The sequence below is a fragment of the Campylobacter concisus genome (assembly GCF_902460895.1).
Lineage (GTDB): Bacteria > Campylobacterota > Campylobacteria > Campylobacterales > Campylobacteraceae > Campylobacter_A > Campylobacter_A concisus_BC.
The window spans coordinates 23,842-49,063 of record NZ_CABPVL010000001.1 but is presented as its reverse complement, the minus strand read 5'-3'; the positions used below and the strand labels follow the sequence as shown (position 1 = coordinate 49,063).

The following is a 25,222-nucleotide window of genomic DNA, read 5'->3' as shown; positions in this document are numbered from 1 at the left end:
TATTAAGCAACCTTTTAATTGATTTTGAGGCATTATATCACATTCAAGCTTTAATTTTGGGCTACTTTTAATTTAATTATGCTAAAATCTGCGAATTAAAATTTTTCAAAAGCAAGGAAAAACGTTGGCTATAAAAGAAGACTTAACCGAGATAAAAAAAGAGATCGACGCCCAAGAGCAGTTTCTTGAGAGTATGATCAAGGGAGAGCGTTTTTTTAGGAAATACAAAACTTTGCTGATCGTGCTATGCGTGGCAGCTATCGTCGCACTAATCGGATTTTACGCTAGTAAGGTTTTAAACGACAACAGGGTTGAGGAGGCAAATTTAGCCTATTCAAAGCTTATCTTAAATCCAAATGACGCAAACGCTTTAAATGTTTTAAAGGAGAAAGAGCCAAGCATGTATGCGCTTTTCTCACTTGGACAAATGCTTGATAAAAACGATACAAAGGGCATTAGCGAGCTTGTAAATTTAAAAGTAAATCCGATCGTAAAAGATATCATTCTTTCACAAACTGGCGATGCAAATACTCAAATTTTAAGCGAATACAACGCACTTTTAAAAGGTTTTGAGCTTTTAAAACAAAATAAAATCAAAGAGGCAAATGTGGAATTTGACAAGATCGCACTTGACTCACAACTACAAACTTTAGTTAAAAATCTAAAACACTATCAGGGAATAAAATAATGAAAAAACTTACACTATTCTTGGCCTTTGCCTTGGCTTTAGTTCTAAGCGGATGCGGCACAAAAAGACAATATTTTGAGCCTGCGCAAACTTCTGGTGAGATATCTTTGTCAAAAGATCTTCCTTCTTACATCAAATCAGCAAATGCAAATGGCGCAACGCTTGATAATGGCAACATCATCACTAAAAATGGGCTAAATAAAAGCGTTACCTTGCCTGAAAATTTCAACTTCTTAAATGAAAACAACGGCTTTGTCATCTCAGCTAGCATAAATGGCGATCTAAACGTGACTGATCCTAGCGGTCACAGCGTTTATAGTGGTAAATTTCCAACTGCGATCGTAGCAGCCTCGCTTGATCAAAACCAACTTGCAGCTATCAGCGCATCAAACCACATCTATCTAATCGACATCAACACAGCTACGACACTAATGGAGTATAGTTCATCTGACATCGCAGCGGTTGATTCAAGAGTTGTTGCACCTTACTTTATGAGCTCGCTCATCGTCTATCCAGCACTTGATGGCAAAATTTACATCGTGCAAAAAGAGACTGGTAGAATTTTACGCGACGTTGTCGTAAGCTCTGAAAATTTCTTTAACAACATCATATTTTTAGGCGTTGAGGGCGATAATCTAATCGCAGCAACAGCCAAAAAACTAATCGTCATCAACCCAAGCCAGACAGTTTATTATGACGGTGAGATCAAAGACGTGCTAGTTCATAACGATGAAATTTACATCTTTAAAAAAGATGGCACGATCGTAAGAACAGACCTTATGCTAAAAGAGCAAAATAAGGTAAATTTCAAATTTGCTATCTTCTCAGCGGCTACTATCATCAACAATAAGCTCTATGTCATCGAAAAAACAGGTTATGTTATAAAGACAAATTTAGACCTTAGCGGAGCTGAAATTTATGAGTTTAGCGACGAGATAAAAGATAAAAGCTTCATGGGAAATGGCGCATTTTACTACGATAACGAGTATGTTAATCTAGGGCAATGAACCAGAAAATTTGGGAGCTTTTTGAAGCTAAAAAGATCTTGCTAAGGGATCTAAAAAGGCTTGATCTTAGCGAATTTACCAAGAAACGCTCGCTTGAGGCGTTTTTTGGTGTAGATACAAAAAATTTCTACGAGATCGTTTTTTTAAGAAGTGCAAAGAGTAGACTTTTAGTCAAAGAAGCCAGCGAGATAAATGAAATTTGCACTAAATTTGAAGAGAAATTTCAAACCAAGATCAAAAAACGTGTGATCTTTTACAACTCTCAAATTTGCTCAAAGTCCCTAAACTACTTCAAAGAGCAAGGCTGGAGCTGTTATGATTTTGTGTGATATCGGCAACACCAACGCCTCTTTTTTGCAAAATGGCAAGATCACACACATAAAAGTTAGCGAATTTAAAAACTACAAGCCAGATGAAAAGGTCTATTTTATCTGTGTAAATGAAGAAATTTTACGCATGGTAGATAAGGATGAAATGTTTGTAAATTTAGAGCCTTACTTTGAGATAGACACGATCTATCAGGGGCTCGGAGTAGATAGAAAAGCGGGTTGCTATATGATAAATGATGGCGTTATAGTAGATGCTGGAAGTGCTATCACCGTTGATATAATGGCAAACTCACTTCATCTTGGCGGCTACATCTTGCCAGGCATCGCAACTATGTTAAATGCCTATAAAAGCATCTCACCACGCCTTGATGTGACACTAAATTCGCAAATCGACATCGATGCATTGCCTCAAAAAACGAGCGATGCTGTGAGTTACGGCATCATAAAGCCCATTATCACGCTCATTTCAAAGCTTGCAGGTAGCAAAAAAGTCTATTTTACTGGCGGAGATGGCGACTTTTTATCTAAATTTTTTAAAAATGCCATTTGCGATAAGATGCTGATCTTTCGTGCCATGCAAAAAATAATCGATGAGAAAAAGGAAATTTTAAAATGATAACAGTAGCCTTGCCAAAGGGCAGGATCGCAGAAGATACGCTTGAGATTTTTAGAAAAATTTTTGGTTCGAGCTTTATATTTGAGGATAGAAAACTCATCCTTGAAGAGGGAAATTTTAGATTTTTAATGGTTCGCAACCAAGACATACCAACATACGTCACTGAAGGAGCTGCAGATATCGGTGTGGTCGGTCTTGATGTGCTTGAAGAGCATAAGCCAAATGTGGTTAGACTGCTTGATCTACAAATAGGCAAGTGTAAGGTCTGCATCGGCATAAAAAACGAAGATGAGCTTGACTTTTCAAGGTCTGAGCTAAAGATCGCTACAAAAATGCCAAATATCACGAGAAACTATTTTGCCAAGCTTGCTGTTGGTGTGAAGATCATCAAGCTTTATGGCTCGATCGAGTTAGCGCCACTTGTTAGGCTAAGCGATGCGATCGTCGATGTGGTCGAGACTGGCTCAACTATGAAGCAAAATGGGCTAAAAGTAGCTGGTGATATCATGCAAAGCTCAGCCTATCTGATCGCAAATAAAAATAGTTTTATCATCAAAAAAGATGAAATTTTGGAGCTTTATCAAAAGATAAAAGATGAAATTTCAAAGTAAAAATTTGAAAAAAAGCAAATAGCACAAATAAAGGAAAAATGGTTAAGGTAAAACACTGTTGCTCTCAAATGAAAAAGGCAACGAAATTAAATTGCAAGATTCATAACAATATTTATGATTGCCCAGACGTACTTATTTCGTATTATCCTAAATTTGATGAATATGGAATTATCATTCACGATGGTGGCACAAGTAGTATTTCAATTAAATTTTGCCCTTTTTGTGGTACAAAATTACCAAAATCAAAACGAGATAAGTGGTTTGACAAAATGGAAAAATTAGGAATAGATATTGATAATGATGAAATTCCTAAAGTATATTTAAATTATGGTTGGTGGTTGAAGAAGTGATTAAAAATTATTTTTTAATCAACATAAAAACTAGTTGTTGCCAATTTTAAACGGCTACCGCATAAAAGATCTTGAGAAATTTCTATTTAACTAGATGTAAAAGCAAGATAAAATGCTTAATATTTTTTTGTCCACTCACAATGGCGGTGTGTTTTGTTAGATTTTTTAAGACCGAGCAGATATAACTTTGTATAAAAACAGCAAATTTGCTTTATATTCTGCTGGCAAAATTTGATCCAAGATGGTAAATTTTTATTTGATACAGTTAAAATTTAAATGGGAAGAACGAGCAAAATCAGATCAAAAAATAATAATTGTTTTTGCATTTTAAAATTTTAAATTTTTAACTTTTCTTGATAGTTAAATTTTAACCCGAAACAACAAATTTAGCCTAAATTTTACCGCCAAACATCTCATACATCGCTTTTTCTTCGCCCCAAAGCTCTCGGTGCTTTTTGATAGATGATTTGATAGCGTTTATGAGATAGAGCACGTCCTCTTTTGTATGCGTGTAGTGCAGGCCAACTCTTACAAAACCTGGCTTTTTCTCTAAAACCTTATTCTCTTTAAGCCCAAGCAGATCAAAAGCATAAGGCCCAGCGCACATCACGCCAGCGCGGCTTTGTATGCCATAGTTGTTGCTAAGTGTTGCAGCAAAGTCATAAGGCGAAATGTCTCGCACATTAAATGAAAAAATAGGCAGTTTTTCTGCATTTTTAGGTCCATAAATGGTGATATCTTCGATGCTGCTAAGCTCTTTTTCAAAAAAATTTGCCAGTTCATCTTCGCGTGCTTTGATATTTTCTACTCCGACACTCGCTTGCAAGTTGTAAGCTAGACTTGCTCGCGCCAGCCCCAAGATAGAGGGCGTGCCAGCCTCTTCAAGCTGCTCGGCGTTTTTTATAAAAAGGTGCTTTGACGGCGTCGCAAGAGCGATAGTGCCACCACCTGCAAAGCTTGGTATATCGCTTGTATAAAGCTCTTTTTTGATCGCCAAAAGCCCGCAACTACCAACTCCTCCAAGTAGCTTGTGAGGCGAGAAAAAGGCTGCGTCAAAGTAGGTGGCGTCTAAAATTTCATGCGAGCTGGTCGCTGCACAGTCAAATGCCACCACTCCGCCAAATTTCTTAACGAGCGAGTAAATTCTCTTGTAGTCGGTTTTTACGCCTGTGACGTTTGAGGCGGCGTTAAAGCAGGCGATGATCTTTCTTTTTGCGTTTAGTTTTAGCGTCCTCTCAAGCATCACGTAGTCTATCTCGCCATTTTCATCAAGCAAGGTGCGCTCGCAGTCGCAAAGTCCCTCGCGAAAGCTGATCTCGTTTGAGTGGTGCTCATAGGGCCCAACAAGCACGAGTGGCAAATTTACGCTTCTTAAATTTGCTTCGCCGATCAAGGCTCTTGTTGCTGGCGGCAGATAAATTCCCATTATCTCTTGAAATTTCTTTATCGCAGCCGTTGCGCCTTGGCCTGTTGCTATTAGATAAAAGCTATCATCAAGCCCCAAAAGTTCCTTTAGCTCGGCTCTTGCGTTTTCATAGCGTTTTTGCGTTAGCACGGCGCTTGAACTGCTGTCTGAGTGAGTGTTTGCGTAGGTTTTTAAAAAGTTTGAAATTTCATCTTCGATAGGCGCATAGGCAAGTCCTGAGGCCGTGTAGTCAAAATAGTAAATTCCATCTTTTAAAATGATATTTTTTCTTACTTCATCTATGGTTGGCACGATTTTCCCTTTGGTTAAAAGCGCGATTATAATGAAATTTTGTATAAACTGAGGTTACAAGCGGGCAGGGCGCCCACTCGCGTGATTATTTGTTTAAGAAGTTTTTCTCTAACCACTCGTTAGCTTTTGCTTCACTCTCAAATCTTTGGCTCTTAGCAACTTGGTTTGCACCCTCGTAAAAACGGATACGAATGCCGTCTTGAACGCTATCGATCTTGATTCTAGTGATCTTATCTTTGTTTAGATAAGTCCTGTCGTTTAGTTTTACATACATGTTTTTCTCCTTTTAAAAATTTGGTTTATTTTTTATCGTTTTTCTTCTCGTCTTGTTTTAAAAATAGCTCTTTAAAGCGCTTATTTGCATAGTCTTCGATGTCGTTTTGAAGCTGTTTATAGGCGTTTATAAGCTCGTGTGCTCTATCATTTAGCGTAGTGCCAGCATTATCTCCGCCGCCTTGTTTGGTCGTAAAGAGATCTTCTTTTAAATTTTTTTGCAAAATTTGTAGATGTGACCAGCATTTTTTATAGTTCATGCCTAAAATTTCAGCTGCCTTTGATATCGAGCCAACCTCGGCTATAACGTCTAAAACTTCGGTTTTACCCTTGCCAAATATAAGCTCGCCCTCGTCGTTTTCTATCCAAGTCTTCGTCTTTACTCTCATCTTTTTGCCTTTCTTTTCCTTAAAACAGCCTAGCTGACAGTACTTCACGTCAAAGCCGTAGTCTCTAAGCGTCGAGCGCATGGTCTTTAGCCCGCCGTTAGCCGCCGCCATCTCTCTTGCATCTTTGCAAAAAACTCTGCCCTTTTCGTCGCTCACTTCTTTTAGTTTTAGTGACAATGTAAATTTACCGCGGTCTTTATCTAGGGCGCCAAACTGCCCAAGCTCGCAGTTGTCTATCTTGATGCCAAGCCTAGTTGCCTCGTCGCTTACCTCGCCGATCTCTATGCCAAGCTTGCTAGCGATCTTAAAAGCCGTGCCACAGTCAAGTTTGCCGCTTTTATTTAGCGTTTGTTTTATTAGCTCTTCTAAATTTTTACTCATAAATTCTCTCTTCGCCGCTATAAACGTTGATATTTTCGCCCCTTGCAAAACCACAAAGTGTAAGCTCAAATTTACGAGCGATCACCACGCCAAGGCTCGTTGGCGCTGTCCTTGAGATAAGCGCTGGAACGCCGTGCATAACGGCCTTTGCGACCATCTCTGAGCTAAGCCTGCCACTCACCATCAAAAATGAATTTGCTAAGTTAGCTCCGTCTAAAACAGCCTTGCCAACGGCTTTGTCTATCGTGTTGTGCTGAGCGATATCCTCGCCTATGTAAAATTTATCTTCGCTTACAAAAAGCTTTGCCGTATGCACGCAGCCAGTCATCTCATAAAGCTCGCACTGCGTGTAAAACTCCCTCATTTGAGCAAGGATCATATCTTTGTTAAATTTAGCTCCGCTTTTTACAGCTCTTGCCGCCATCGCCTGTGGGTCGATATTTGCCGTTGAGCTTCTGCCGCAGCCACTTATTATGACCTTTTCCTCGTCAAACTGCTCTAGGCGCTTTTCGTTCACTTTGGCGCTTACATAGACGCTTAGCTCGTCGCTTGAGAGCCTAACTTCAGTTATGTCCTCTGGCTTTGTGATGACGTTTTCACTGATCAAATAGCCCACAGCAAGCGCCTTTTGATCCGTTGGCGTTGCCATAACGGCACCAAATTTTTTGTCATTTATGTAAATTTCAAGCTTGATCTCACGCACCAAGATATCATCAACCTGCGCTTTTTGCTCGCCTTTATATTTGATGATCTGCGTTTTATAAATCGGTTCCATCTTGCTCCTTGAAGTTTTCACAAATGATAGCCCAAAAAGCTAAATTTAATTTTGGATTGTAGTAAAAACTTGCTTAAACAAAGCAAAAAGCTTAAACACATTTTGATACGAAATAAACGTTATTGTAATTAAAATTTGATATGCAAAATAGGCATATTTCTTAAAGTATAAAATTAGAGAAAATAACAAATTTTATAGGTGCAAAAAGCACCTATAAATTTACGCTTTTAGTTTTAGCCTGTCGCCAGCGTAGTAAGCGATCTTCCAAACAGTAGTTTGTTTTAGGTCTTTTTCGCCATAACCTCTTGCAGCAACTCTATCGTTATAAATTTTCTCGATCACATCTGACTCGCCAACTAACAAAGCCTTTGTAGAGCACATCGCAGCACAAACTGGCACTTTGCCCTCAGAAATTCTATCTTGTCCATATACTTCGCGCTCTTCTTCGCTATTAGTTGGTAGCGGACCGCCTGCGCACATAGTGCATTTATCCATTACGCCTCTTGCGCCAAACGCACCATCTTTAGGGAACTGCGGTGCGCCAAATGGGCAAGCATACAAGCAGTATCCACAGCCTATACAGATATCTTTATCGTGAAGCACGATGCCATCAGCTCTGATGTAGAAACAATCAACTGGACAAACAAGCGAACAAGGTGCATCTTCGCAGTGCATACATGCGATTGATGTTGAAATTTCTTTACCAGGCATACCTTCATTTAGTGTTACGACGCGGCGTCTTCTAACGCCGATAGGCAACTCATGAGCTTCATCACATGCTACTGCGCAACCGTTGCAATCAATGCATCTATCTGTGTCGCAGTAAAATTTAAGTCTATTGTTATCGTTAAATGCGCTCATATTATGCCCTTTCTATGCGGCAAAGACCGCCTTTTGTTTCTGGAATTTGAGTGACTATGTCATATCCGTAGTTTGTTACGGTATTTGCACTCTCACCAACCGCAAATGGCAAAGTTCCTTCTGGGAAATTTCCAGTCATATCAACACCTTGCATATATCCAGCCCAGTGGAATGGCAAGAAGATCATATTAGGCTTGACTGATGGCACGATCCTTGCGCGAACCTTGATCTTAGTGCCCTCAGGTGAATGAACCCAAACAAAATCCCAATTTTTAATGCCATGTTTGGCTGCTAGCTCTGGGTGGATGTCAGCAAACATCTCAGGCGTAATGCGTGATAGATACTTACTAGCACGCGTCTCCATACCAGCACCACTGAAATTTACGAGACGAGCTGTGATGAGATTGATAGGGAATTCTTTTGAGAAGTCCTTGCTTTGTTGCAAGCTTTCAAATTTAGTATCAACGCGGTATTGTTTTGCTTTATCTTTAAAGCTTGGATACTTCTTGGCTAGATCTGGTCTTGGTGAGTGGATCGGCTCTCTGTGTTGAGGGATCTGATCAGCAAATGTCCAAACGATAGTTCTAGCACGTGCATTGCCATATGGAGCGATGTTTTTCTCCAAGCATTTTGTTGCTATGATATTACTATCATCAGTTGACCAGCTAGCTCCGATCCTTGCTTTTTCATCATCAGTTAGTGTGATGCCTAAAATTTTCTCGATATTGTCTTTTTTGATCTCAGGATATCCGCCATTTATAGATGAACCAACTGGCGCTGAGCCTTCAGCTGCTAGCTGGCTAACACCGTTGTGCTCTAAACCAAAGCGGTTTCTAAAGCCCATTCCGCCTTCGCGAACTGATTTATGTGTATCATAAAGTATTGGGCTACCTGGGTGATTTTCTGTCCAGCATGGCCATGGAAGTCCGTAGTATTCGCCCTCAACAGGAGTGCCAGGCTTGCCAAGAGATGTTACTTCATCGAATTTATCCCAGTTCTCTTGGTGGCGTTTCAAGCGCTCAGGTGTCCAGCCAGTCATACCGATAGTTTTTATAATATTTGCTATCTCGTGAGTAGCAGCTTCTGGCCATTCTATCTTGCCGTCAGCATCCCTTATAGTGCGAGTTAGCTCGTCATAGAAGCCTATACGTTTAGCTAGTTCAAATAACAATTCATGATCAGGTATGCTCTCATAAAGTGGTTTGCATACTTGGCTTCTCCATTGACCACTTCTGTTTGTAGCTACGACTGTGCCGCTAGTTTCATACTGAGTTGAAGCAGGTATGATATATACATTATCTTTTTTATTTGTTATAACGGCAGCGTCATTTACAAACGGATCTACACAAACAAGTAACTCAAGTGCATCAAGACCTTCTTGAACCTTTGCTTGTTGTGCAGTAGATGTTATGCCGTTACCTATAACTACAAGAGCTTTTAGGCTATCTCCTGCATTATCGATTGCATCATTGCCATCTTTACCATTTAGCGTACCAGCCCACCAGCGTGCAAGTGAAAATCCTGGCTTAAACATCCACTCAGGCTTGATAAAATTCTTTTGCAGCCACTCGAAATCAACCTTCCACATTTTTGCAAAATATTTCCAGCTTCCTTCATTTTTAGGGTAATAACCAGGTAGGTTATCTGGTAAATTTGCCATATCGGTTGCACCTTGAACGTTGTCGTGGCCTCTTAGGATGTTACATCCGCCGCCACTTACGCCCATGTTGCCAAGCACTAGTTGCAAGATCGGAGCTATACGAGTGTTTGAGCTACCTATTGTGTGCTGAGTTAGACCCATCGCCCAAACGACTGAGCCAGGGCGGTTTTTAGCATAGACTTCCGTGATCTCTTTAAGAGTTGCAGCTGGCACTCCAGTCACGTCTTCAACGACTTCTGGTGTCCATTTTGCAGCCTCTTCACGAATCAGATCCATGCCATAAACACGGTCATCAATAAATTTCTTATCCTCCCAGCCATTTTCAAAGATGAGATTCATCATGCCATATACAAAAGGTATATCCGTTCCTGGGCGAATTTGTGCGAAATAATCAGCCTTTGCAGCTGTTCTTGTATATCTTGGATCGATTACTATTAGCTTAGCGCCCTTTTCTTTTGCTTTTAAAAAGTGTCTAAAGCCAACTGGGTGATTGACCGCTGGGTTTGATCCGATTATAAAAATAGACTTCGCGTTTTGGATATCTCCAAGGTGATTTGTCATAGCTCCATAACCCCAAGTATTCGCCACACCGGCGACTGTAGAGCTGTGTCAAAGACGTGCTTGGTGATCTAGGTTGTTTGTTCCAAACATCGCAACGAATTTGCTTATATAATAGCTTTGCTCGTTGCAGTCTTTTGCTGATCCTAAAAACATTACTTGCTCTGGATTTTTCTCGCGGTAAGCTTTTAGTTTTGCGCCGATCTCGTCAAGTGCTTGCGTCATAGAGATGCGTTGCCACTTGCCACCAACTTTTTTCATCGGATATTTTACACGGCAGTGTGAGCGCACCATATCGATAACGTCTGCTCCTTTGCAGCAGTGACCACCAGCACTTACTGGGTGATCTTGTGCTACTTCTTGACGTACCCATGCACCATTTTCTACCTCTGCTAATACTCCGCATCCTACAGAGCAAACTGTGCAGACAGTTTTTACTATTTTTGAGTCTGGAAATGGGTTTGCCATCTCTTGAGCTGTTGCTTCTCTTGTGACATTGCTTGCTGCAAAGCCGGCCGCTCCACTAGCACCTGCTAATGCAGCCATTTTTAAAAACGATCTACGGCCGATGTTGTTTGGCGTAGCGTTTAATCTAGCTTCAGACATTTTCATCCTTTCTTAAATTTCTATCAAATTTTATTTTGCTTGTTTGTAGTAAAGTTCCCAGTATTTGCTTCTTTTGTAAAGCACCTCGGTCTTTTTACTTTTTCCTGATTTTAAATTTTCATTAGCATTTGCTGCTACCGCACCACTTGCTGCCACAGCGCCAACTAGACCAACTTTTTTTAGAAATTCGCGTCTATTTTGCATATGTACCCTCCGTTCTTAGTTTTCTTATCCTGTTTTTTTCTCTTCTTATGCTTTCAGATCTTGAAAGACCATCGCTCTTTTTGTGGTCCATCTTGACTGGTTTTGGTGAGTTTAGTGCCACGCGCTCAAACGCGATAAATTCGTTTAGCAAAATGGCCACATCCTTGTAAATTTCACTATTTTTATGCTCATATAAATTCTCTATAAACTCATCAATGTTTGGATTTATAATATTTTTAAAAAGCTCCTCCTCACACTCGTCAAATTTACCGATAAATTCGTTCATCAGCGTAAAGACAAAGCCCACGTTATCTTCATTCTCTTTAAATTTACTCTCATCTCTTCTAATGTTTGTCTTAGCTAAAATTTTACGCACATTAGCGCAAGCATGACCCACTTCATATCCCTCATCGTAAAAAGAGAGCGAGTTTCGAAGCGGACTTGGCGGAGTGTGAAAAATGTCATCAAATTCGGTGATCAAATTCTCTGGATTTTTTTCATTAAATTTACTTTTTATATTAGTAGCAGCTTGCGATACTTCATCGTTTAGGCTATATTCTTTGATAAGATCAAGCATTTTACTAAGGCCATCAAATCTCTTTTCATCTTCACTAAATACGAAGAATTTAGAGAAAGTAGCGTAGTAAAGTTTTCTGCCAGCTGCAAATTCCTCTTTTGTGCTCACCTTTTTCCTTAAATAGTTTTTTAATGACACTGAAACTATACAATTAATTGCCTTATTAATGTGGCTTAAAATAAAATAAATTAGAAAAGTTAAAAAAAGCTTAAATATGCCTTGATTGCATATTTATAAATGCTATTTTTAGGGAGTTGTATAAGATATGATTTTTTAGCATGATTATTAAAATTTAGCTCTTTTTTGATATCCATTTTTAAATTTGGGCTAAATTTAAAAAGTGGGAGTAAATTTTACTCTAAAGCTAGCATCGAGCCATCTTCAAATTTTAAAAATACCTGCTCGCCAATCTTTGTAATTTCATCATCGTGGCTAAAAATTTTGATCAAAAAGTCGCCAACTTTGACCTTTAATAGCTTTTCATTACCCATATAGAGCGATGCCGAGTGCAAAATCCCTGAAATTTGACCCTCACCACCTGTTTTAGAAATTTTTATCTTGCTTGGATTGATCGTGATCTTGCTTTTACCTTTAAAATTTGAAGGTAAATTTAGCTTCGCATTATCGCCAAAGCTTAGCACGCCACCCTCTATCTCAAAGATATTTTTGTATTCAAACTCGCAGACTCTGCCTTTGTGCAAAAACACGCACTCGTTTGCTAGCATGCTAAGCCACTTCTCGTCGTGACTTGCAATGACAAAGCCGCAGCCATATTTCTCGTGCATCAAATTTATAGCCTTGCTAAAAAGCTTTGAAGTGCCGATATCAACGCTGTTTGTCGGCTCATCAAGCAGATAAAATGGCGCTCTTAAAGAAAGTGCCAAAGCAAATGCGATGCGCTGCGTCTGACCTGAGCTTAGCTCAAAGTGGCGCTTGTCTAAAAACTTCTCATCAAGTCCCACAAGTGCCAGAGCTTCGCTAGTTCGCTCCTCAAATTCGCTTAGTAAATTTCTACTTTTTAAAATGACTTTGAAATTTTCTCTCACACTTCTTTTTAAAAGGGCAGGCTCTGGCAGCAAAACGCAAATTTTACGCAGCATTTCAAGGCTTGGTTTATTTTCACCCCAGAGTGAAATTTCGCCGCTGCTTGGGCTTTGCAAGCGTGAGAGCACACGTATGAGCGTGCTTTTGCCGCTGCCGTTGCTGCCCATTAGAGCGGTTATCTTTTTAGTATTTATATCAAGGCTTGGGATATTTAGGATCTCGCTTTTGCCGTAGTTTAGGTGTAAATTTCTTATCTTTATCAAAATTTGCTCCTATTTGTCGAGTTTTCTTAGCGCAAAGATCGCTAAATTTACTAAAAATGCGATAAATATCAAAACCATCGCGAGCGCTATACCCATGGCAAATTCGCCCTTGTTTGTTTCAAGCGAAACGGCTGTGGTGATCGTTCTGGTAAAGTACTTGATGTTGCCGCCTATCATCATCGCAACGCCCACTTCAGCGACTATCCTGCCGTATGCGGTGGCGATAACCACCATGAGAGCGTAACGCAGCTCATAAAGCACGCAAAAAACTAGCTTTGCTGGCGCAAGGCGTAAATTTAGGATAGTTAGATAGTGCTTTTTCTCCATATTTTCAACCACACTTGCAGTAAGCGAGATGATGATAGGAAGGGCAAGCACAAACTGGCCTAACATGACCGCTTTTAGCGTAAAGAGTAAATTTAGACTACCAAGTGGGCCATTTCTAGTGATGAATGCGTATAAAATAAGACCAATAGCAACCGTTGGCATAGCAAGAGCCGTGTCACTTAGAAGGCGTAAAATTTTGCGACCTTTAAAGTCATAAAAGCCAAGTATAAAACCAAGCGGAAAGCCTATAAGAACGGCAAAAAGTATCGACACGCTTGATGTGTAAAGGGTAGCCTTGATGGCTGAATATGTTTCAAGGTTGCCGTTTAAAAGTAGATTAAAAGCTTCTGCAAAGCCATTAAGTAAAAAATCCAAATATTATTCCTATTTTTTTATTCATATTATTTTAATATGCTATAATACCACATTTTCTAAAAAGGAGAAAAATGAAAAAGATTATTTTAGGCTCACTAGCAGCCGCAGTTTTGGCATTTGGCGCTGACAATGAACTAATCATGGCGACTACAACAAGTACAGATAACACTGGCTTGCTTGACGCGATCTATCCAGTTTATAAGGCTAAAACAGGTGTTGATATAAAATGGACAGCTGTTGGTACAGGTGCAGCTCTAAAGCTTGGCGAAGACTGCAACGCTGACGTACTTTTCGTTCACTCACCAAAAGTTGAGAAAGAATTTGTAGAAAAAGGCTTTGGCTTAAAAAGAAATGCCGTAATGTACAATGATTTCGTCGTTATCGCTGATAAATCAATCGCTGATAAATTTAAAGGTAAAGATATCAAACAAAGCTTTGAGCTTATCAAAAAAGATGGTATCAAATTCTTCTCACGTGGCGACAAATCAGGCACAGACAATAAAGAAAAAGGCATCTGGAAAAAGATCGCTGGCGAAGTCCCTGAAAAAGATAGCTGGTATATGCAAACAGGTCAAGGCATGCTAGCTACGATAAATGCTGCTGCTGAGCAAAAAGGCGTTACATTTACTGACCGCGGTACTTACATTAAATATGAAGCAAACCAAAAAGGTCATCCTGAGATGGTCATCATCAACGAGGGCGACAACGACCTTAAAAACTTCTACTCTCTAATCGCAGTAAATCCAAAACACTGCCCTAAAACTGACATCGAAAATGCAGAGAAATTTATAAAATGGGCGACAAGCGAAGAGGGTCAGAAATTTATAGGCGACTTCAAACTTCTTGATAAGCCACTTTTCACTCCAGACGCAAACACACGCAAAAACTAATTCAAAGGGCGAGCAATCGCCCATTTTTTATAAATTTTCATAATCTTTAAATTTATTTTTAATCACTTAAGCTAAAAACCAAATTTAAAATAAGACAAAAAATGGTAAAAAGCTCCGTAAATTCAGCGTCAAAGTAATATGCAAAATTTGCATATTACTTAAATTTTTTTTAAATAAAATAATTAATTTTAAAACTACTTTTATTTTATAAGGTATATAATAACCGAACTATTAGAAATATTACTTGAAAGGAAATCTATGCAAAAGATTGTTCAAACAACCTGTCCGTATTGCGGAACTGGTTGCGGCATAGACCTTATCGTAGAAAACGGTAGGATAGTCGATGCAAAGCCGACTGATAACCACCATGTAAATGATGGCGAGTTGTGCTTAAAAGGTATGTTTGGTTGGGAATTTGTAAATTCTCCAAAACGTTTAACTAAACCAATGATGAGAAAACTAAACGGAGAGTTTAACAAAGAGGGCAAACTCGAAGAGGTTAGCTTTGAAGAGGTTTATGAATTTTTAGGAAAGACTTTTAAAAATAGCGTAGAAAAATATGGTCCAAGTTCTATCATGGGCTTTAGTTCAGCTCGTTCAAACAACGAAGACAACTATGTATTTCAAAAATTCTTTCGCGCTTTAGGAAGTAACAACGTAGATCACTGCGCTCGTCTTTGACACGCTCCAACAGTGGCAGGTCTTGCCAGCACCCTTGGAAACGGAACAATGACAAACGATCTTGTTGAGTTTGCGACTGATACAGATGTATTTTTACTAATAGGCACAAATACAAGCGAATGCCACCCGATCATCGCTATGCAGATGCAAAGAGGCTTAGAGCGTGGTGCAAAAATGATCGTTGTGGATCCAAAACGCACCGATATGGCTAAAAAAGCCGATATATTCTTGCAAATTCCAGTTGGCTCAAACATCAAAACACTAAACACAATGATGAACATCATCATCTCTGAAAATTTACAAGATACAGAATTTATCGAAAAATATGCAGAGGGTTTTGAGTATCTAAAAGAAGCCGTAAAAGACTTCACTCCTGAGAGATTTGAGCGTGAGACTGGTGTCAAAAAAGAGCTTATCACTGAGGCTGCTAGGATGTATGCAAAAGCTGGTAGCGCTGCTATTTGCTACACTATGGGTATCACTCAGTTTAGCGACGGTACATCAAATGTATTCTCACTTTCAAATTTAGCTATCCTAACAGGAAATTTAGGTAAAAAAGGCGCTGGAGTAAATCCACTTCGTGGCCAAAACAACGTTCAAGGCTCATGCGATATGGGCGCACTACCTAACGTCATCCCAGCAGGTGCAGTAAATAGCGCTTATGCACAAGAGCAAGCTCGTAAAGTTTGGCACTTCGAGCTTAATCCAGTGCCTGGCTTTAAACTAACATACGCACCTGATAAGATGGATAGCGGCGAGCTAAAAGTGCTTTACGTTTATGGCGAAAATCCTGTTATGAGTGACCCTTGGACAGAGCACTTTGTGCATGCTACACACCACCTAGACTGCTTTATCGTACAAGATCTATTCTTTACTGAAAGTGCTCAAAAAGCCGATGTCGTCTTACCTGCAGCTGGTTGGGGTGAGAAAGATGGAACATTTATCAACACATCTCGCCGCGTTCAAAGAACCAGAAAAGCAAGCGAGCCAGTAGGTGGTGTAGAGCCTGACTGGAAAGTAGTTTGCAACATCGCAAACGCAATGGGACTTGAGGGATTTGACTTCTTAAGCGCAGAAGAGGTTTGGGACGAGCTTAGAAAACTAATGCCTAAATTCTTTGGCGGTATCAGCTACTATAGACTTGAAAAACTAGGTGGCATCAGCTGGCCATGCCCTGATGAAGATCACCCAGGCACACCTGATCTTTATACTGATCACAAATCAATGTTACCTGATGGTAAATTCCGCCTAGCTCCAGTACTTTATGCTGACGACAAAGATAAGCGTGAGAGCATGGAGGCTGAATTTAAAGCCAAAATGCATATACCTGATGGCTATCCAGTAGGTTCAGGTGCTATGAGCGAAGTGCCTGATGAGGTCTATCCTTGCCTATTTACAACAGGTAGAAAAGTCTATCACTACCACACAGGAACGATGACAAGAGAGTGCCCACCGCTAGAGTATGGTGCTGGCATCGAAGGCCCGCTAATCGAAGTAAGCCCTGATATCGCAAGAGAAAGAGAGCTAGAAGATGGCTGCTACGCAATGGTAGAGAATAAACGTGGTAGGATCGCAGCTAAACTTCGCGTAAATCCTGACCTTAGAGAAAGCACGATATTTACGACTTTCCACTATAGTGAGGCTGACGGTAACGAGCTTGCAAACGCACAAGACCACGATCCACTCTCAGGTATCACACCTCTTAAGATCACTATAGCTAACATAAAAAGGTTAAGCGAAGAGGAGTATATAGCATTTAGACAACAAAACGAGATGTCTATGCACTCTGAAAAACCTTATCTTTCACCTGTTAGATCATAATTTCAAGGGCGCAATGCCCTTGAATTTTTAATTCAAATTTTCATAGCAAATCAACTTTTATTAACTAAAATTTTCTATTGTTTCTAGATGAAATTTCATAGTAAGAATGGGTTATATAAAATTGCTATGAAGTTCTATCTCTATTTTTACATCTATCAAGGCTCTTAGGTTTTTAAAGCTTGTATGCGTCGGCTAAAAGCTTTGTTGGCTTTAACTTTTAAATTCTGTGATCACTAATTGGCGTGAGAGTATAGGTATTGTTTTTCTTTTAGCTGACTAAGGCAAATGTTTTGGCTGTTTTTTTGAGCTAGTCAGTCAAATAGTCAGCTAAAAAGTTATGATAATAATAGTTTGCTATTGTTTGTTTTTTTTGAATAAAGTTTTAAAATAACGTTAAAATCGCGGTTCAATGTTTGCAAAAGTTGGTAAAAGTTTGTGATTGTTTATAAGTGGTGGCGGACAGAGAGGGATTTGAACCCTCGAGCCCCGATTAAGAGCTGCACCCTTAGCAGGGGTGTGGTTTCAGCCGCTCACCCATCTGTCCATGTTTATGAAAAATTTTATTAAAAAGAAATGGTGGTTAGAGGCAGAATCGAACTGCCGACACGCAGATTTTCAGTCTGCTGCTCTACCGACTGAGCTATCCAACCACCTTGATAAAAGAAATTGGATTATACATTTTAAATATTTAAACTAAGTTTAAAAATCTATAAGAAGCTTTTGTTTTTAAGAAATTTAAATATAAAACTATAAATTTTAGCCTGACAGAGTTAAATTTAATGCACCAAATTTACTACACTTACATCTTTATCTATCTCGATAAAAAATGTTTGTGCGCCAGCTCCGCTGCCATATACGCCTTTATAGACTTGATTTACAGCGTGACCGCTACTATCAATAGCTACTTGGTTATGTGTATCGCCTAAAGCGCTATGTTTTAAATTTAGTGCCGCTACTTCGCTGTCTGTTGCTTGCGCGAAGATAGTGCCTTTGCCCTCTAGTGCCACTTTGTCGTTATTGTCGCCTTTGATCTTTAGCACGGTATTTACACTTTTTAGCCCACCATCTGTTACTTGTGAGTCTATGATATCAAGCACACTTTTAGCGTCTAGCCCTATCGAGACTGCCTGAGTGCTGTTGCTACCAAGCTGTAAAGTTTCAAAGCTCTTTAGTTTATCATTTAGATCATCCACTCTGCTAAGATCGATATTTTCAGTAAAGATGAGCGTATCAACGCCACCTTTTGCGTCTATCTTGTTGCCTTCGTAGGTAAATGTATTGTTTTGATCATCTCCCTCGTGAGTGATCTTGATATTTTTATCTATCTCGACGAAAAATGTTTTTGTGTTAGCTCCATCAGTGTATGTGCCTTTATAGACGTGATTTACTGGAGTGTCGTAGGAGTCGATGATCGGCTTACCACTTGCATCTTTATATGTTTTCCACACGTCTGGGTTATGCGTTGGATCTGGCTGGAATTCTCTTATATGTCCGTTACCGTCAGTTTCTACTTTATTATAGCTACCACCTATGGCTTTGCTGTGCTTCCAGTTTAGCAAAGTCACCTCTTCGTTTGTTGCTAATTCAAATTTATTTGAGCCATCGTTTATTAGTTTTACGATATCGTTACTATCCCCTAGTATTTTTAAAACCGTGTTTATGCTTTCAGTGCCAGATACGGTTGTTAGAGTTGAGTATTCGCCCTCTGTGATCTTTGTTGTTCTAGAGTCTATTATGTCAAGAACATTTTTTGTGTTAAAAGATATTGAAACAGCTTGGTTTTCTGTGCCTAGCTGCAGACGTTCGAAGCTTTTTAGATTATCGTTTAGATTACTCACCTTTTCTAGTTTTGTATCTTCAACAAATATCAGCTTATCAACGCCACCTTTTGCGTCTATATTCTTGCCGTTATAGATAAAGACATCGTTTAGGTTGCTACCTTCAAGAGCGTCTGTGTTGTGTTTTAGGTGTATTACTTTATTGAAATCATCCGCATCATCACCAAAATATTTTGCTGGTTTGCTTGTATCTTTTTCTTGATTTATTAAGCTTCTATACCCCTTTTTACCAGCTATAAGACCATCTTTTTCATCGCTAACATATCCTTTGTCATGTAGGGCTTTTACGTAGCTATCACTAAAAAGGTGCGTGCCACTATCTTTTGAGCCTATGATTTTATAGTCGCTAGGGTTTTGTGAGCTTTTCTTTATCATTATGTCTAAGAGTGTGTCTTTTGTTCTATCGACATAATCAACCTCTATCCTATAAAATCCTTTTTTTAGATTATAAGGATGAGTTTGTCCATGGGGACCATTATCTCCTGAACCAAACCAATATGCCCACTTTCCAAAACTTTCATCTGCTATTTTTACATCTACCATATCTTGAAAGTGTTTTGCAGCTATGTTGTATTGACCATCTTCTTTTATATATATCCAACCTTTCATTTTCATGATCAGATCAGTTCCTACAGGCTCTGCCTCTTCAAGGACGTAGTTTCCTGTTTTGTTTAGGTTGTAATGCGCCCCAGTGTGATCGGTATCCTTTGCATATGGAGAGTGACCTACTTTTGCCATATCGTCCATATTTAGCTCTTCTTTGTGAGGTCTTGTTGAGCTTAATTCCCAGTCTTTACCTCCTTGAAAAGAAAGCTCATTATAAGTAGTAGTTGCACTAACGCCAGCCCACTCCATCCACTGTGTATAGTGGTTAGCTACGTGGTATCCATATCCTGCTTTGTTGTCGTTAAGATCCTTTCTATCATAGATTGGTCCATGAGGATGTTGTATATGGGTTGTTACTTCTGGATATATATCCATAAATTCTCTATTAGTGCAGTCAAAAAACCACATATCAACATCAAGCCCTTTGTTTGCCACCATAGTTACGGTTTGAACAGCTAAATTTCCTGCATCATCTAGTCTTTCTACTATGTAGTTTTTGCTACCAGTGTTTTGTGCTACGTTAAAGCTTCCAGAGTAGCTTAAATTTCTATCAAGTGTCAGTGTCGTCTTCTCAGATGTCTCAGCATCTATGACCTCTACATCTTTTGATTTTTCATCGTGTGGATTATTTGCAGCTTCGCCTTTGCCGCTAAAATTTATAGCGTAGTTGCCAGAGCTATTTTTTATATTATCAAAGTCAGATTCTATTAGCTTATCAGGCTTTGAGTCAAGATCGACTGTGATAGTTAGGTTATCATCTCTTTGTGGCACGCCGTCAGTTCCCACGTAGGTGGCGTCTATGATGTGGTGAGTCCTATCTAGCTTTTTGCCAACCTTTTCAAAGTCTGCTATGACGGTGTTGTTTTCGATCTTGGCTATAAAGCTATCACTTACATTTGCGTTTTCGTCTTTTATCTCGATTAGCACGTAGCCTTTGCCGTCGCTTGTGGTGTCAGGCTTATTTATGCCAAATTTAATGTATGGCTGTTCGTCATTTGTAAGAGCGATGTTGTAGTTTATCTTTTGGGCCAGATTTGACTCATACTGACTTGTCGAGATGATATGCTCGTAGTCCTCTTCGTTTAGGTATTTTGCGGAGTGGATATCGGCATTATCTATCTTTGTAACAAGCTTTACATCGTCTATATAGTCAAGCACGCCAAAGGCAAATAGCCTACCACTTGAAGTGCCAGAGATCGTACTCCCGTCATCTTTTATAAGGGTCGCATCGACTAGGGTCGGACGCTTGCTACTTACCGTCACGTCTGGTATGGTGATAGCGCCGTCACTTATCACTTTTATATCGCTTGGATCTTTTTTGTTTATCATATGCACGCCATCATCGTCTAGGATGTAGCTTACGGTTGATTGTTTGTTGGTAAGCGGGTTTAGGATGCTTATCTTTAGCTCATCTTTTGGCACTGCGCTACTTGGGAGATAGACCTTTACATCAGAGGTCGTTATAGATCCGGTGGTGTCATCTATGAGCCCATCTCCGTCAGCGTCTTTGACAAATTTAGCCACTGGGCTGTCACTAAATTTTATCTCATTTGTGTCGCTCTCGCCTTTATTACCAGCCTTATCCATCATGGTCGTCGTTATACTTGTGGTTTTGCCATGTTCTATTGGCACTGTGATCTTAAATTTACCATCATTTAGTGGCACTTCATTGTGATCAGGGGCGATTATCTTGCCATTAGTATATGTGTAAATTTTGTGCGTTTTACTGCCGTCTGGGTTGGTGACATCGATGGCTATCTTATCGCCTTCTTTTATCACGCTTGGGATTTTTATAGAGGCCTCGGTCTTTGTTGGGTCGCCGTCATTGTATCTGTTTTCTGAGGTATCTATCTTGCCATCTGGAGTTCTATTATTAGGACCTAGATCACTATCAAAGCTTATCTTGGCTGATTTTACAGGTGGAGCTACTACGACGCTTGGGGTGGTTTGGCTGCTTGTGCCATTTGGTTTTGGCGCACCATGCTCGTCATTAACCGTTGTATTTATAGATACGCTTGAGCCAGGTGTTACTGGTACGCTTATGCCTGGCACTTCAAATTTAGCATTAACTATTGGCACTACTACGCTTGGGTTATTTTTATCATAGACGCTTGTGCCATCATCGCTTACGACAAATTCTTTTGGCGAGCCACCTATGTTTATAGTGACGCTCTCTTTTGGCTTTATAGTGCGAGGTAAATTTATCTCAACCTTTGAAGTGCCGTCTCCTATCTCGTTGCTACTTATTAGCCCATCGCCGTTTTTATCAGCTGTTAGCGTCACTTTGACGGTGTCACTTACATTGCTGCTTGGTGTAGTACTTGTGGCTGAGACGTTGCCAAATTTATCAACTACGCCAGTTTCTATGCTGCTTCCTGCCGTGATGTTTGCGATGTTTGGCACGCTAAAGCTAACTGCGCCATTTTCATCGGTTGTAAATGTATAGGTGTTGCCGTCCTCGTCAGTTGCCGTGCCATTTTCTTTATCTAGCGTAAATTTCTTCTGGGTTGGCGGTTTGCCTGGTTCATTTAGCTTAAACGTGATCTTATCTCCAGTGCTAAGCTCGTCAGGCACTACAAATTTCATGCCGCTAGTTTGCGTGCCACTGCCATATCCTAGCTCGGTCGCATCTATCACGCCGTCGCCATTTTTATCAAGATCAAGCGTGGCTGTCACTTTTGAGATGGCTGGCGTGTCGTTTAGCTCATAGGCAGTTGGCGGTGCGGTAAATGTCCTGCCACCAGTGGTGTATGAGCTTGTCACGGTAGTTTTGCCATGGTTTAAAATTTCAACCCCAGTGATCTCTGCTTTGCCATTTACGATAGGTATAGGAGGCGCGCCAGTGGGCGTGCCGGTACTATCAACTGGGATTAGCTCGTTTGTTATCGTATTTACTTTGTAGTTGCTAGTTTTGCCGCCACCTTTCATATTTGTCTTTATCGTGATGATATCGCCATTTTTAGCAACGTCTGGGATATCAACGCCTATGCTTGTGATGATTTTCTTGCCATCAGGTGTTTTTGGTAGCGAGTTTAGCTGCGCTCCTCCTAAAAAGCCCTTTTTTTCGCCAGTGTCGCTTGTGAGGTTAAAATTTAGCACGATGTTTGGCTCTGGTTGTGAGTTTATAGTGCTTTTAGCACTATAAAATGCCCCTTTTATAGTCCCACCAACTGGCCATTTGACCTCATCGTACCTAGCTTCAAGAGCGCGCAAACCAGTGTAGAAGTCGTAGATATTTGAGTAGTGGCCGCCTAGTTCAAATTTGATGCCACCACTGCCCACTGAAGCAGAGTATTGCGATGATGAGCCGTGAGAAGATAGCTCTTGATGGGAGATTTGATCATCGTCATTTGCGTGTTCTTTGTGATTTTCAAGGATATTTGCGTTTTTTGGGATGACTAGCTCGCCTTTGTGCTCAGCAAAGACATTTATAGTGTGAAATACCGAACTAAAGCCGACATAAGCCTTTTCGCCGTCATCAAAAACAATGGTAAGGTTCGAGTTTTCGCTCGTTTTTATATCATCACCAAGGTAAATTTCATCGCCTTTGTGCAGCACCCTCATAGTGCCGTCCCTGCTTATGGCGATGGCTTCACCCTTGATCTTTTTGATAACGCCGATCCTTATGGCGTCAAAATTTGGCATTTTTTCATCCCTGTAAAATGTGTGTATTGTAGTATCGGAAAATCTCTTAAAATTTATATAGTTTTGTAGCTTTTTGGATGAGGTCTTTAGCTCTTGTAAATTTACTACATCACCTCGACATGCACGTTTTTATCTATCTCGACAAAAAATGTCTGTCCAGCGTTGTTTTCACCTTTATAGACTTGATTGACCGCTTCGCCACCAACCTCATTGAGCTTGTTATCATCAGCTCCGATGACGCTATTTTTTGCATTTAGGGCGGCTACTTCGCCATTTGTGGCCTTTACGAAATTTCCAACTAGTTGCACCACGTCGTCACTATCGCCTGAAATTTTAAGGATGGTGTTTAGGCTCTCTAAGCCATCAGGCCCTTTGGTAGGGTTTGAGTCTATCATATCACTTATGTTTTGCCCGTTTAGCTTTAGTTTTACTGCCTTTGTGCCGTCAAGCTCGATGCGCTCAAAGCTTTCAAGGCGCTTATCTAGCTCATCTATCTTTGTTAGATCCACGTTTTGGGTAAAAAGTAGTGTGTCTATACCGCCTTTTGCGTCGATATCGTGTGAGTTAAAGATAAATTTATCATCATCGTTACTACCAACGTCTTTAGTGCCTTCAAATTTTAGGTCAAATGGCTTATCAAAATCGCTTGCATTATCGCCAAATCTCACGCCATTTGTTTCTTTTGCCTTATAAAACGTATCGCTCTCTTTTGTCACAAGATGATTGTATTCAAGAGCCTCCATGTAGGCATTGCTGACTAGTTTTATATTAGGGTCATTTGAAATAATTTTATTAGGGCTGATGCCAGAGAATGCTATAAAACTATAACTATATCTATCATCAGATACTTCTATATGTACTTTATAAAAGCCGTAGTCTTCTGTTAAATTTAGGCTACTTGTGCTTACGTTTTGTATGATACCGCCTTCATCCCTGCCGCCATTTTTACTTGCCGATGCAAATGGCTGCCATGAAATTTCTCTACTATCAAATTCAAACTTCATACTTTGCCTTTCAGGCTTTTCATTATAATAAAAATTATTAATATCACTACGATTTTTTATAAATATCCAGCCATCCATACTGACCATCACTCCATCTGCTGTTATCTTGGACTCATATAGTTTATAGTGTCCGTTTAAATTGTGTGGCTTGAAGGGGCTGGTCATATTTTCGCTTAGTCTATCATTGGCATAGTCTGCATTTGAAGCTCTGCCTATCCTAGCGAGCTCCATAGCTGTCGGAGTACGGTCGCGTAGTCTGCTAGCTTTAGCTGGATCTGATGTGTCGAAATATCCAGGATCAGCCTGTTGCCCACTATAGTAATATAGGTCATTAAAAGTACTTGTCGCACTTACGTGATGGCTTGCACTCCACTCTTTTAGTATGCTTTTGCTATTATGCTCTATATCATAATAATCAAGTAAACGACCACCATTTCTAACGGAGTCATAAAGCCAGATATCTGCGTCCAGTCCTCTGTTTGTGACATTTAACACATTTATGGTATCTATAAATGGCTCTTCTTTTGGTTCTGCAGCGCCGCCGCTTTTTTCTACCAGCGTGCTAGAGGCACCTGAGACGCTTTTTAGCTCACTTGGCTGGGCGCTACTTACGTTTGACTCTAAAGATCTGTGGTGGTTATAAATTTGATGGATATTTGCGCTATGTCCGCTTGTAGCAAAGCTAGCAGCACTTAAAGATATGCCCTCGCTCGCCGATGATCCATATCCGCTCTCGCTCTCGCCTTTTTCTTCTGCTGGTTTTGTTGAAATTTTTAAAATTTCATCTAAATTTACGCTTTGATGAGCGTTTAAATTTATCTCCTCGCCACCTTCTAAAGTGATCTTGGCATCTAAATTTTTAGTAAAAATTTTCTGATCAGCGTAAATTTCATCGCCATCTTTTAGCATTTTTATGCTTCCATCTTGGCTTATGACGTAAATTTCACCCTGAATGTCTTTTATGATCAGCTTTTTTTCTTTCATATCTTTCCTCGTTGTATTCTAAGCCATATCGGACAAATTTATAAAACATATATAGCTAAACTATTATTTTTTGTGATTTTAGTGAAATATACTAGGTGATATCGTTGCTTCAGATCAAAAAGCCTATAAATTTATGAAATAG

Annotated in this window: 20 protein-coding genes and 2 tRNA genes; 8 read left to right on the top strand and 14 right to left on the bottom strand. The window is 39.8% G+C overall.

What is annotated here, in order from left to right:
• Positions 1 to 124: 124 nt before the first annotated feature.
• From F3G98_RS00250 to F3G98_RS00225, 6 genes are read left to right on the top strand one after another with little or no spacing between them, the layout of a single operon-like run.
• Positions 125 to 688, top strand: coding sequence for a hypothetical protein (locus F3G98_RS00250; RefSeq protein ID WP_103558699.1), 564 nt, complete (start codon positions 125 to 127; stop codon positions 686 to 688).
• On the top strand, positions 688 to 1,695 hold the full coding sequence (locus F3G98_RS00245) for an L-seryl-tRNA selenium transferase (RefSeq protein WP_012140326.1): 1,008 nt from the start codon (positions 688 to 690) through the stop codon (positions 1,693 to 1,695). The genes F3G98_RS00250 and F3G98_RS00245 overlap by 1 nt, the downstream gene beginning before the upstream one ends.
• Positions 1,692 to 2,024 carry a hypothetical protein gene (locus F3G98_RS00240; RefSeq protein WP_103642988.1) on the top strand — a complete coding sequence of 111 codons (333 nt, stop codon included), beginning with the start codon at positions 1,692 to 1,694 and terminating at the stop codon, positions 2,022 to 2,024. The genes F3G98_RS00245 and F3G98_RS00240 overlap by 4 nt, the downstream gene beginning before the upstream one ends.
• Complete coding sequence (locus tag F3G98_RS00235) at positions 2,011 to 2,640, top strand: type III pantothenate kinase (RefSeq protein ID WP_103642987.1); 630 nt, start codon at positions 2,011 to 2,013, stop codon at positions 2,638 to 2,640. Before F3G98_RS00240 ends, F3G98_RS00235 begins: the two co-directional genes overlap by 14 nt.
• Complete coding sequence (hisG, locus tag F3G98_RS00230) at positions 2,637 to 3,251, top strand: ATP phosphoribosyltransferase (protein WP_103642986.1); 615 nt, start codon at positions 2,637 to 2,639, stop codon at positions 3,249 to 3,251. The genes F3G98_RS00235 and hisG overlap by 4 nt, the downstream gene beginning before the upstream one ends.
• 38 nt (positions 3,252 to 3,289) lie before the next feature.
• On the top strand, positions 3,290 to 3,601 hold the full coding sequence (locus F3G98_RS00225) for a DUF6980 family protein (protein ID WP_219810504.1): 312 nt from the start codon (positions 3,290 to 3,292) through the stop codon (positions 3,599 to 3,601).
• A 391-nt stretch (positions 3,602 to 3,992) separates the two neighbouring features.
• Here the strand turns inward: F3G98_RS00225 and F3G98_RS00220 are convergent, their stop codons facing one another.
• The 10 genes from F3G98_RS00220 to tupB form a co-directional block, all read right to left on the bottom strand.
• Positions 3,993 to 5,318: an aminotransferase class V-fold PLP-dependent enzyme gene (locus F3G98_RS00220; RefSeq protein ID WP_103642985.1), complete on the bottom strand. Its 1,326-nt coding sequence runs from the start codon at positions 5,316 to 5,318 to the stop codon at positions 3,993 to 3,995.
• 85 nt (positions 5,319 to 5,403) lie between these two features.
• Positions 5,404 to 5,592: a hypothetical protein gene (locus F3G98_RS00215; RefSeq protein WP_002941192.1), complete on the bottom strand. Its 189-nt coding sequence runs from the start codon at positions 5,590 to 5,592 to the stop codon at positions 5,404 to 5,406.
• A gap of 25 nt (positions 5,593 to 5,617) precedes the next feature.
• Positions 5,618 to 6,361 (bottom strand): winged helix-turn-helix domain-containing protein, encoded by a 744-nt coding sequence (locus F3G98_RS00210; RefSeq protein WP_103616443.1) that lies wholly within the window; start codon positions 6,359 to 6,361, stop codon positions 5,618 to 5,620.
• Positions 6,354 to 7,136 (bottom strand): formate dehydrogenase accessory sulfurtransferase FdhD, encoded by a 783-nt coding sequence (gene fdhD, locus F3G98_RS00205; RefSeq protein WP_103616444.1) that lies wholly within the window; start codon positions 7,134 to 7,136, stop codon positions 6,354 to 6,356. The genes F3G98_RS00210 and fdhD overlap by 8 nt, the downstream gene beginning before the upstream one ends.
• A gap of 219 nt (positions 7,137 to 7,355) precedes the next feature.
• Positions 7,356 to 7,997: a formate dehydrogenase FDH3 subunit beta gene (gene fdh3B, locus F3G98_RS00200; RefSeq protein ID WP_021087450.1), complete on the bottom strand. Its 642-nt coding sequence runs from the start codon at positions 7,995 to 7,997 to the stop codon at positions 7,356 to 7,358.
• 1 nt (position 7,998) lies between these two features.
• Positions 7,999 to 10,821: a formate dehydrogenase subunit alpha gene (locus F3G98_RS00195; RefSeq protein ID WP_223231273.1), complete on the bottom strand. Its 2,823-nt coding sequence runs from the start codon at positions 10,819 to 10,821 to the stop codon at positions 7,999 to 8,001.
• Positions 10,822 to 10,851: 30 nt separating this feature from the next.
• Entirely contained in the window at positions 10,852 to 11,025 is a 174-nt protein-coding gene (locus F3G98_RS00185) for a twin-arginine translocation signal domain-containing protein (protein WP_021085020.1), read from the bottom strand.
• Positions 11,015 to 11,710, bottom strand: coding sequence for a TorD/DmsD family molecular chaperone (locus tag F3G98_RS00180; protein ID WP_103642982.1), 696 nt, complete (start codon positions 11,708 to 11,710; stop codon positions 11,015 to 11,017). The genes F3G98_RS00185 and F3G98_RS00180 overlap by 11 nt, the downstream gene beginning before the upstream one ends.
• 245 nt (positions 11,711 to 11,955) lie before the next feature.
• Complete coding sequence (gene tupC, locus F3G98_RS00175) at positions 11,956 to 12,909, bottom strand: tungstate ABC transporter ATP-binding protein TupC (RefSeq protein ID WP_149725583.1); 954 nt, start codon at positions 12,907 to 12,909, stop codon at positions 11,956 to 11,958.
• Between the two features lie 9 nt (positions 12,910 to 12,918).
• Positions 12,919 to 13,611, bottom strand: a complete 693-nt coding sequence (gene tupB, locus F3G98_RS00170) for a tungstate ABC transporter permease TupB (RefSeq protein WP_149725582.1) — start codon at positions 13,609 to 13,611, stop codon at positions 12,919 to 12,921.
• Between the two features lie 71 nt (positions 13,612 to 13,682).
• Here tupB and tupA point away from each other — a divergent pair, with 71 nt between their 5' ends.
• Positions 13,683 to 14,501, top strand: coding sequence for a tungstate ABC transporter substrate-binding protein TupA (gene tupA / locus F3G98_RS00165; protein WP_103558927.1), 819 nt, complete (start codon positions 13,683 to 13,685; stop codon positions 14,499 to 14,501).
• 258 nt (positions 14,502 to 14,759) lie between these two features.
• A complete protein-coding gene (locus F3G98_RS00155; RefSeq protein WP_223231272.1) occupies positions 14,760 to 17,003 on the top strand; it encodes a molybdopterin oxidoreductase family protein in 2,244 nt (747 codons plus the stop codon).
• Positions 17,004 to 17,456: 453 nt separating this feature from the next.
• Here F3G98_RS00155 and F3G98_RS00150 read toward each other — a convergent pair.
• The 4 genes from F3G98_RS00150 to F3G98_RS00135 all read right to left on the bottom strand — a co-directional run bounded on the left by F3G98_RS00150 (position 17,457) and on the right by F3G98_RS00135 (position 25,080).
• A tRNA-Ser gene (locus tag F3G98_RS00150) sits at positions 17,457 to 17,547 on the bottom strand.
• A 30-nt stretch (positions 17,548 to 17,577) separates the two neighbouring features.
• Positions 17,578 to 17,653 (bottom strand) — tRNA-Phe (locus F3G98_RS00145).
• Between the two features lie 126 nt (positions 17,654 to 17,779).
• Positions 17,780 to 23,092, bottom strand: a complete 5,313-nt coding sequence (locus F3G98_RS00140) for a TonB-dependent receptor (protein WP_149725581.1) — start codon at positions 23,090 to 23,092, stop codon at positions 17,780 to 17,782.
• Positions 23,093 to 23,196: 104 nt separating this feature from the next.
• Complete coding sequence (locus tag F3G98_RS00135) at positions 23,197 to 25,080, bottom strand: hypothetical protein (RefSeq protein WP_149725580.1); 1,884 nt, start codon at positions 25,078 to 25,080, stop codon at positions 23,197 to 23,199.
• Between the last annotated feature and the right edge of the window lie 142 nt (positions 25,081 to 25,222).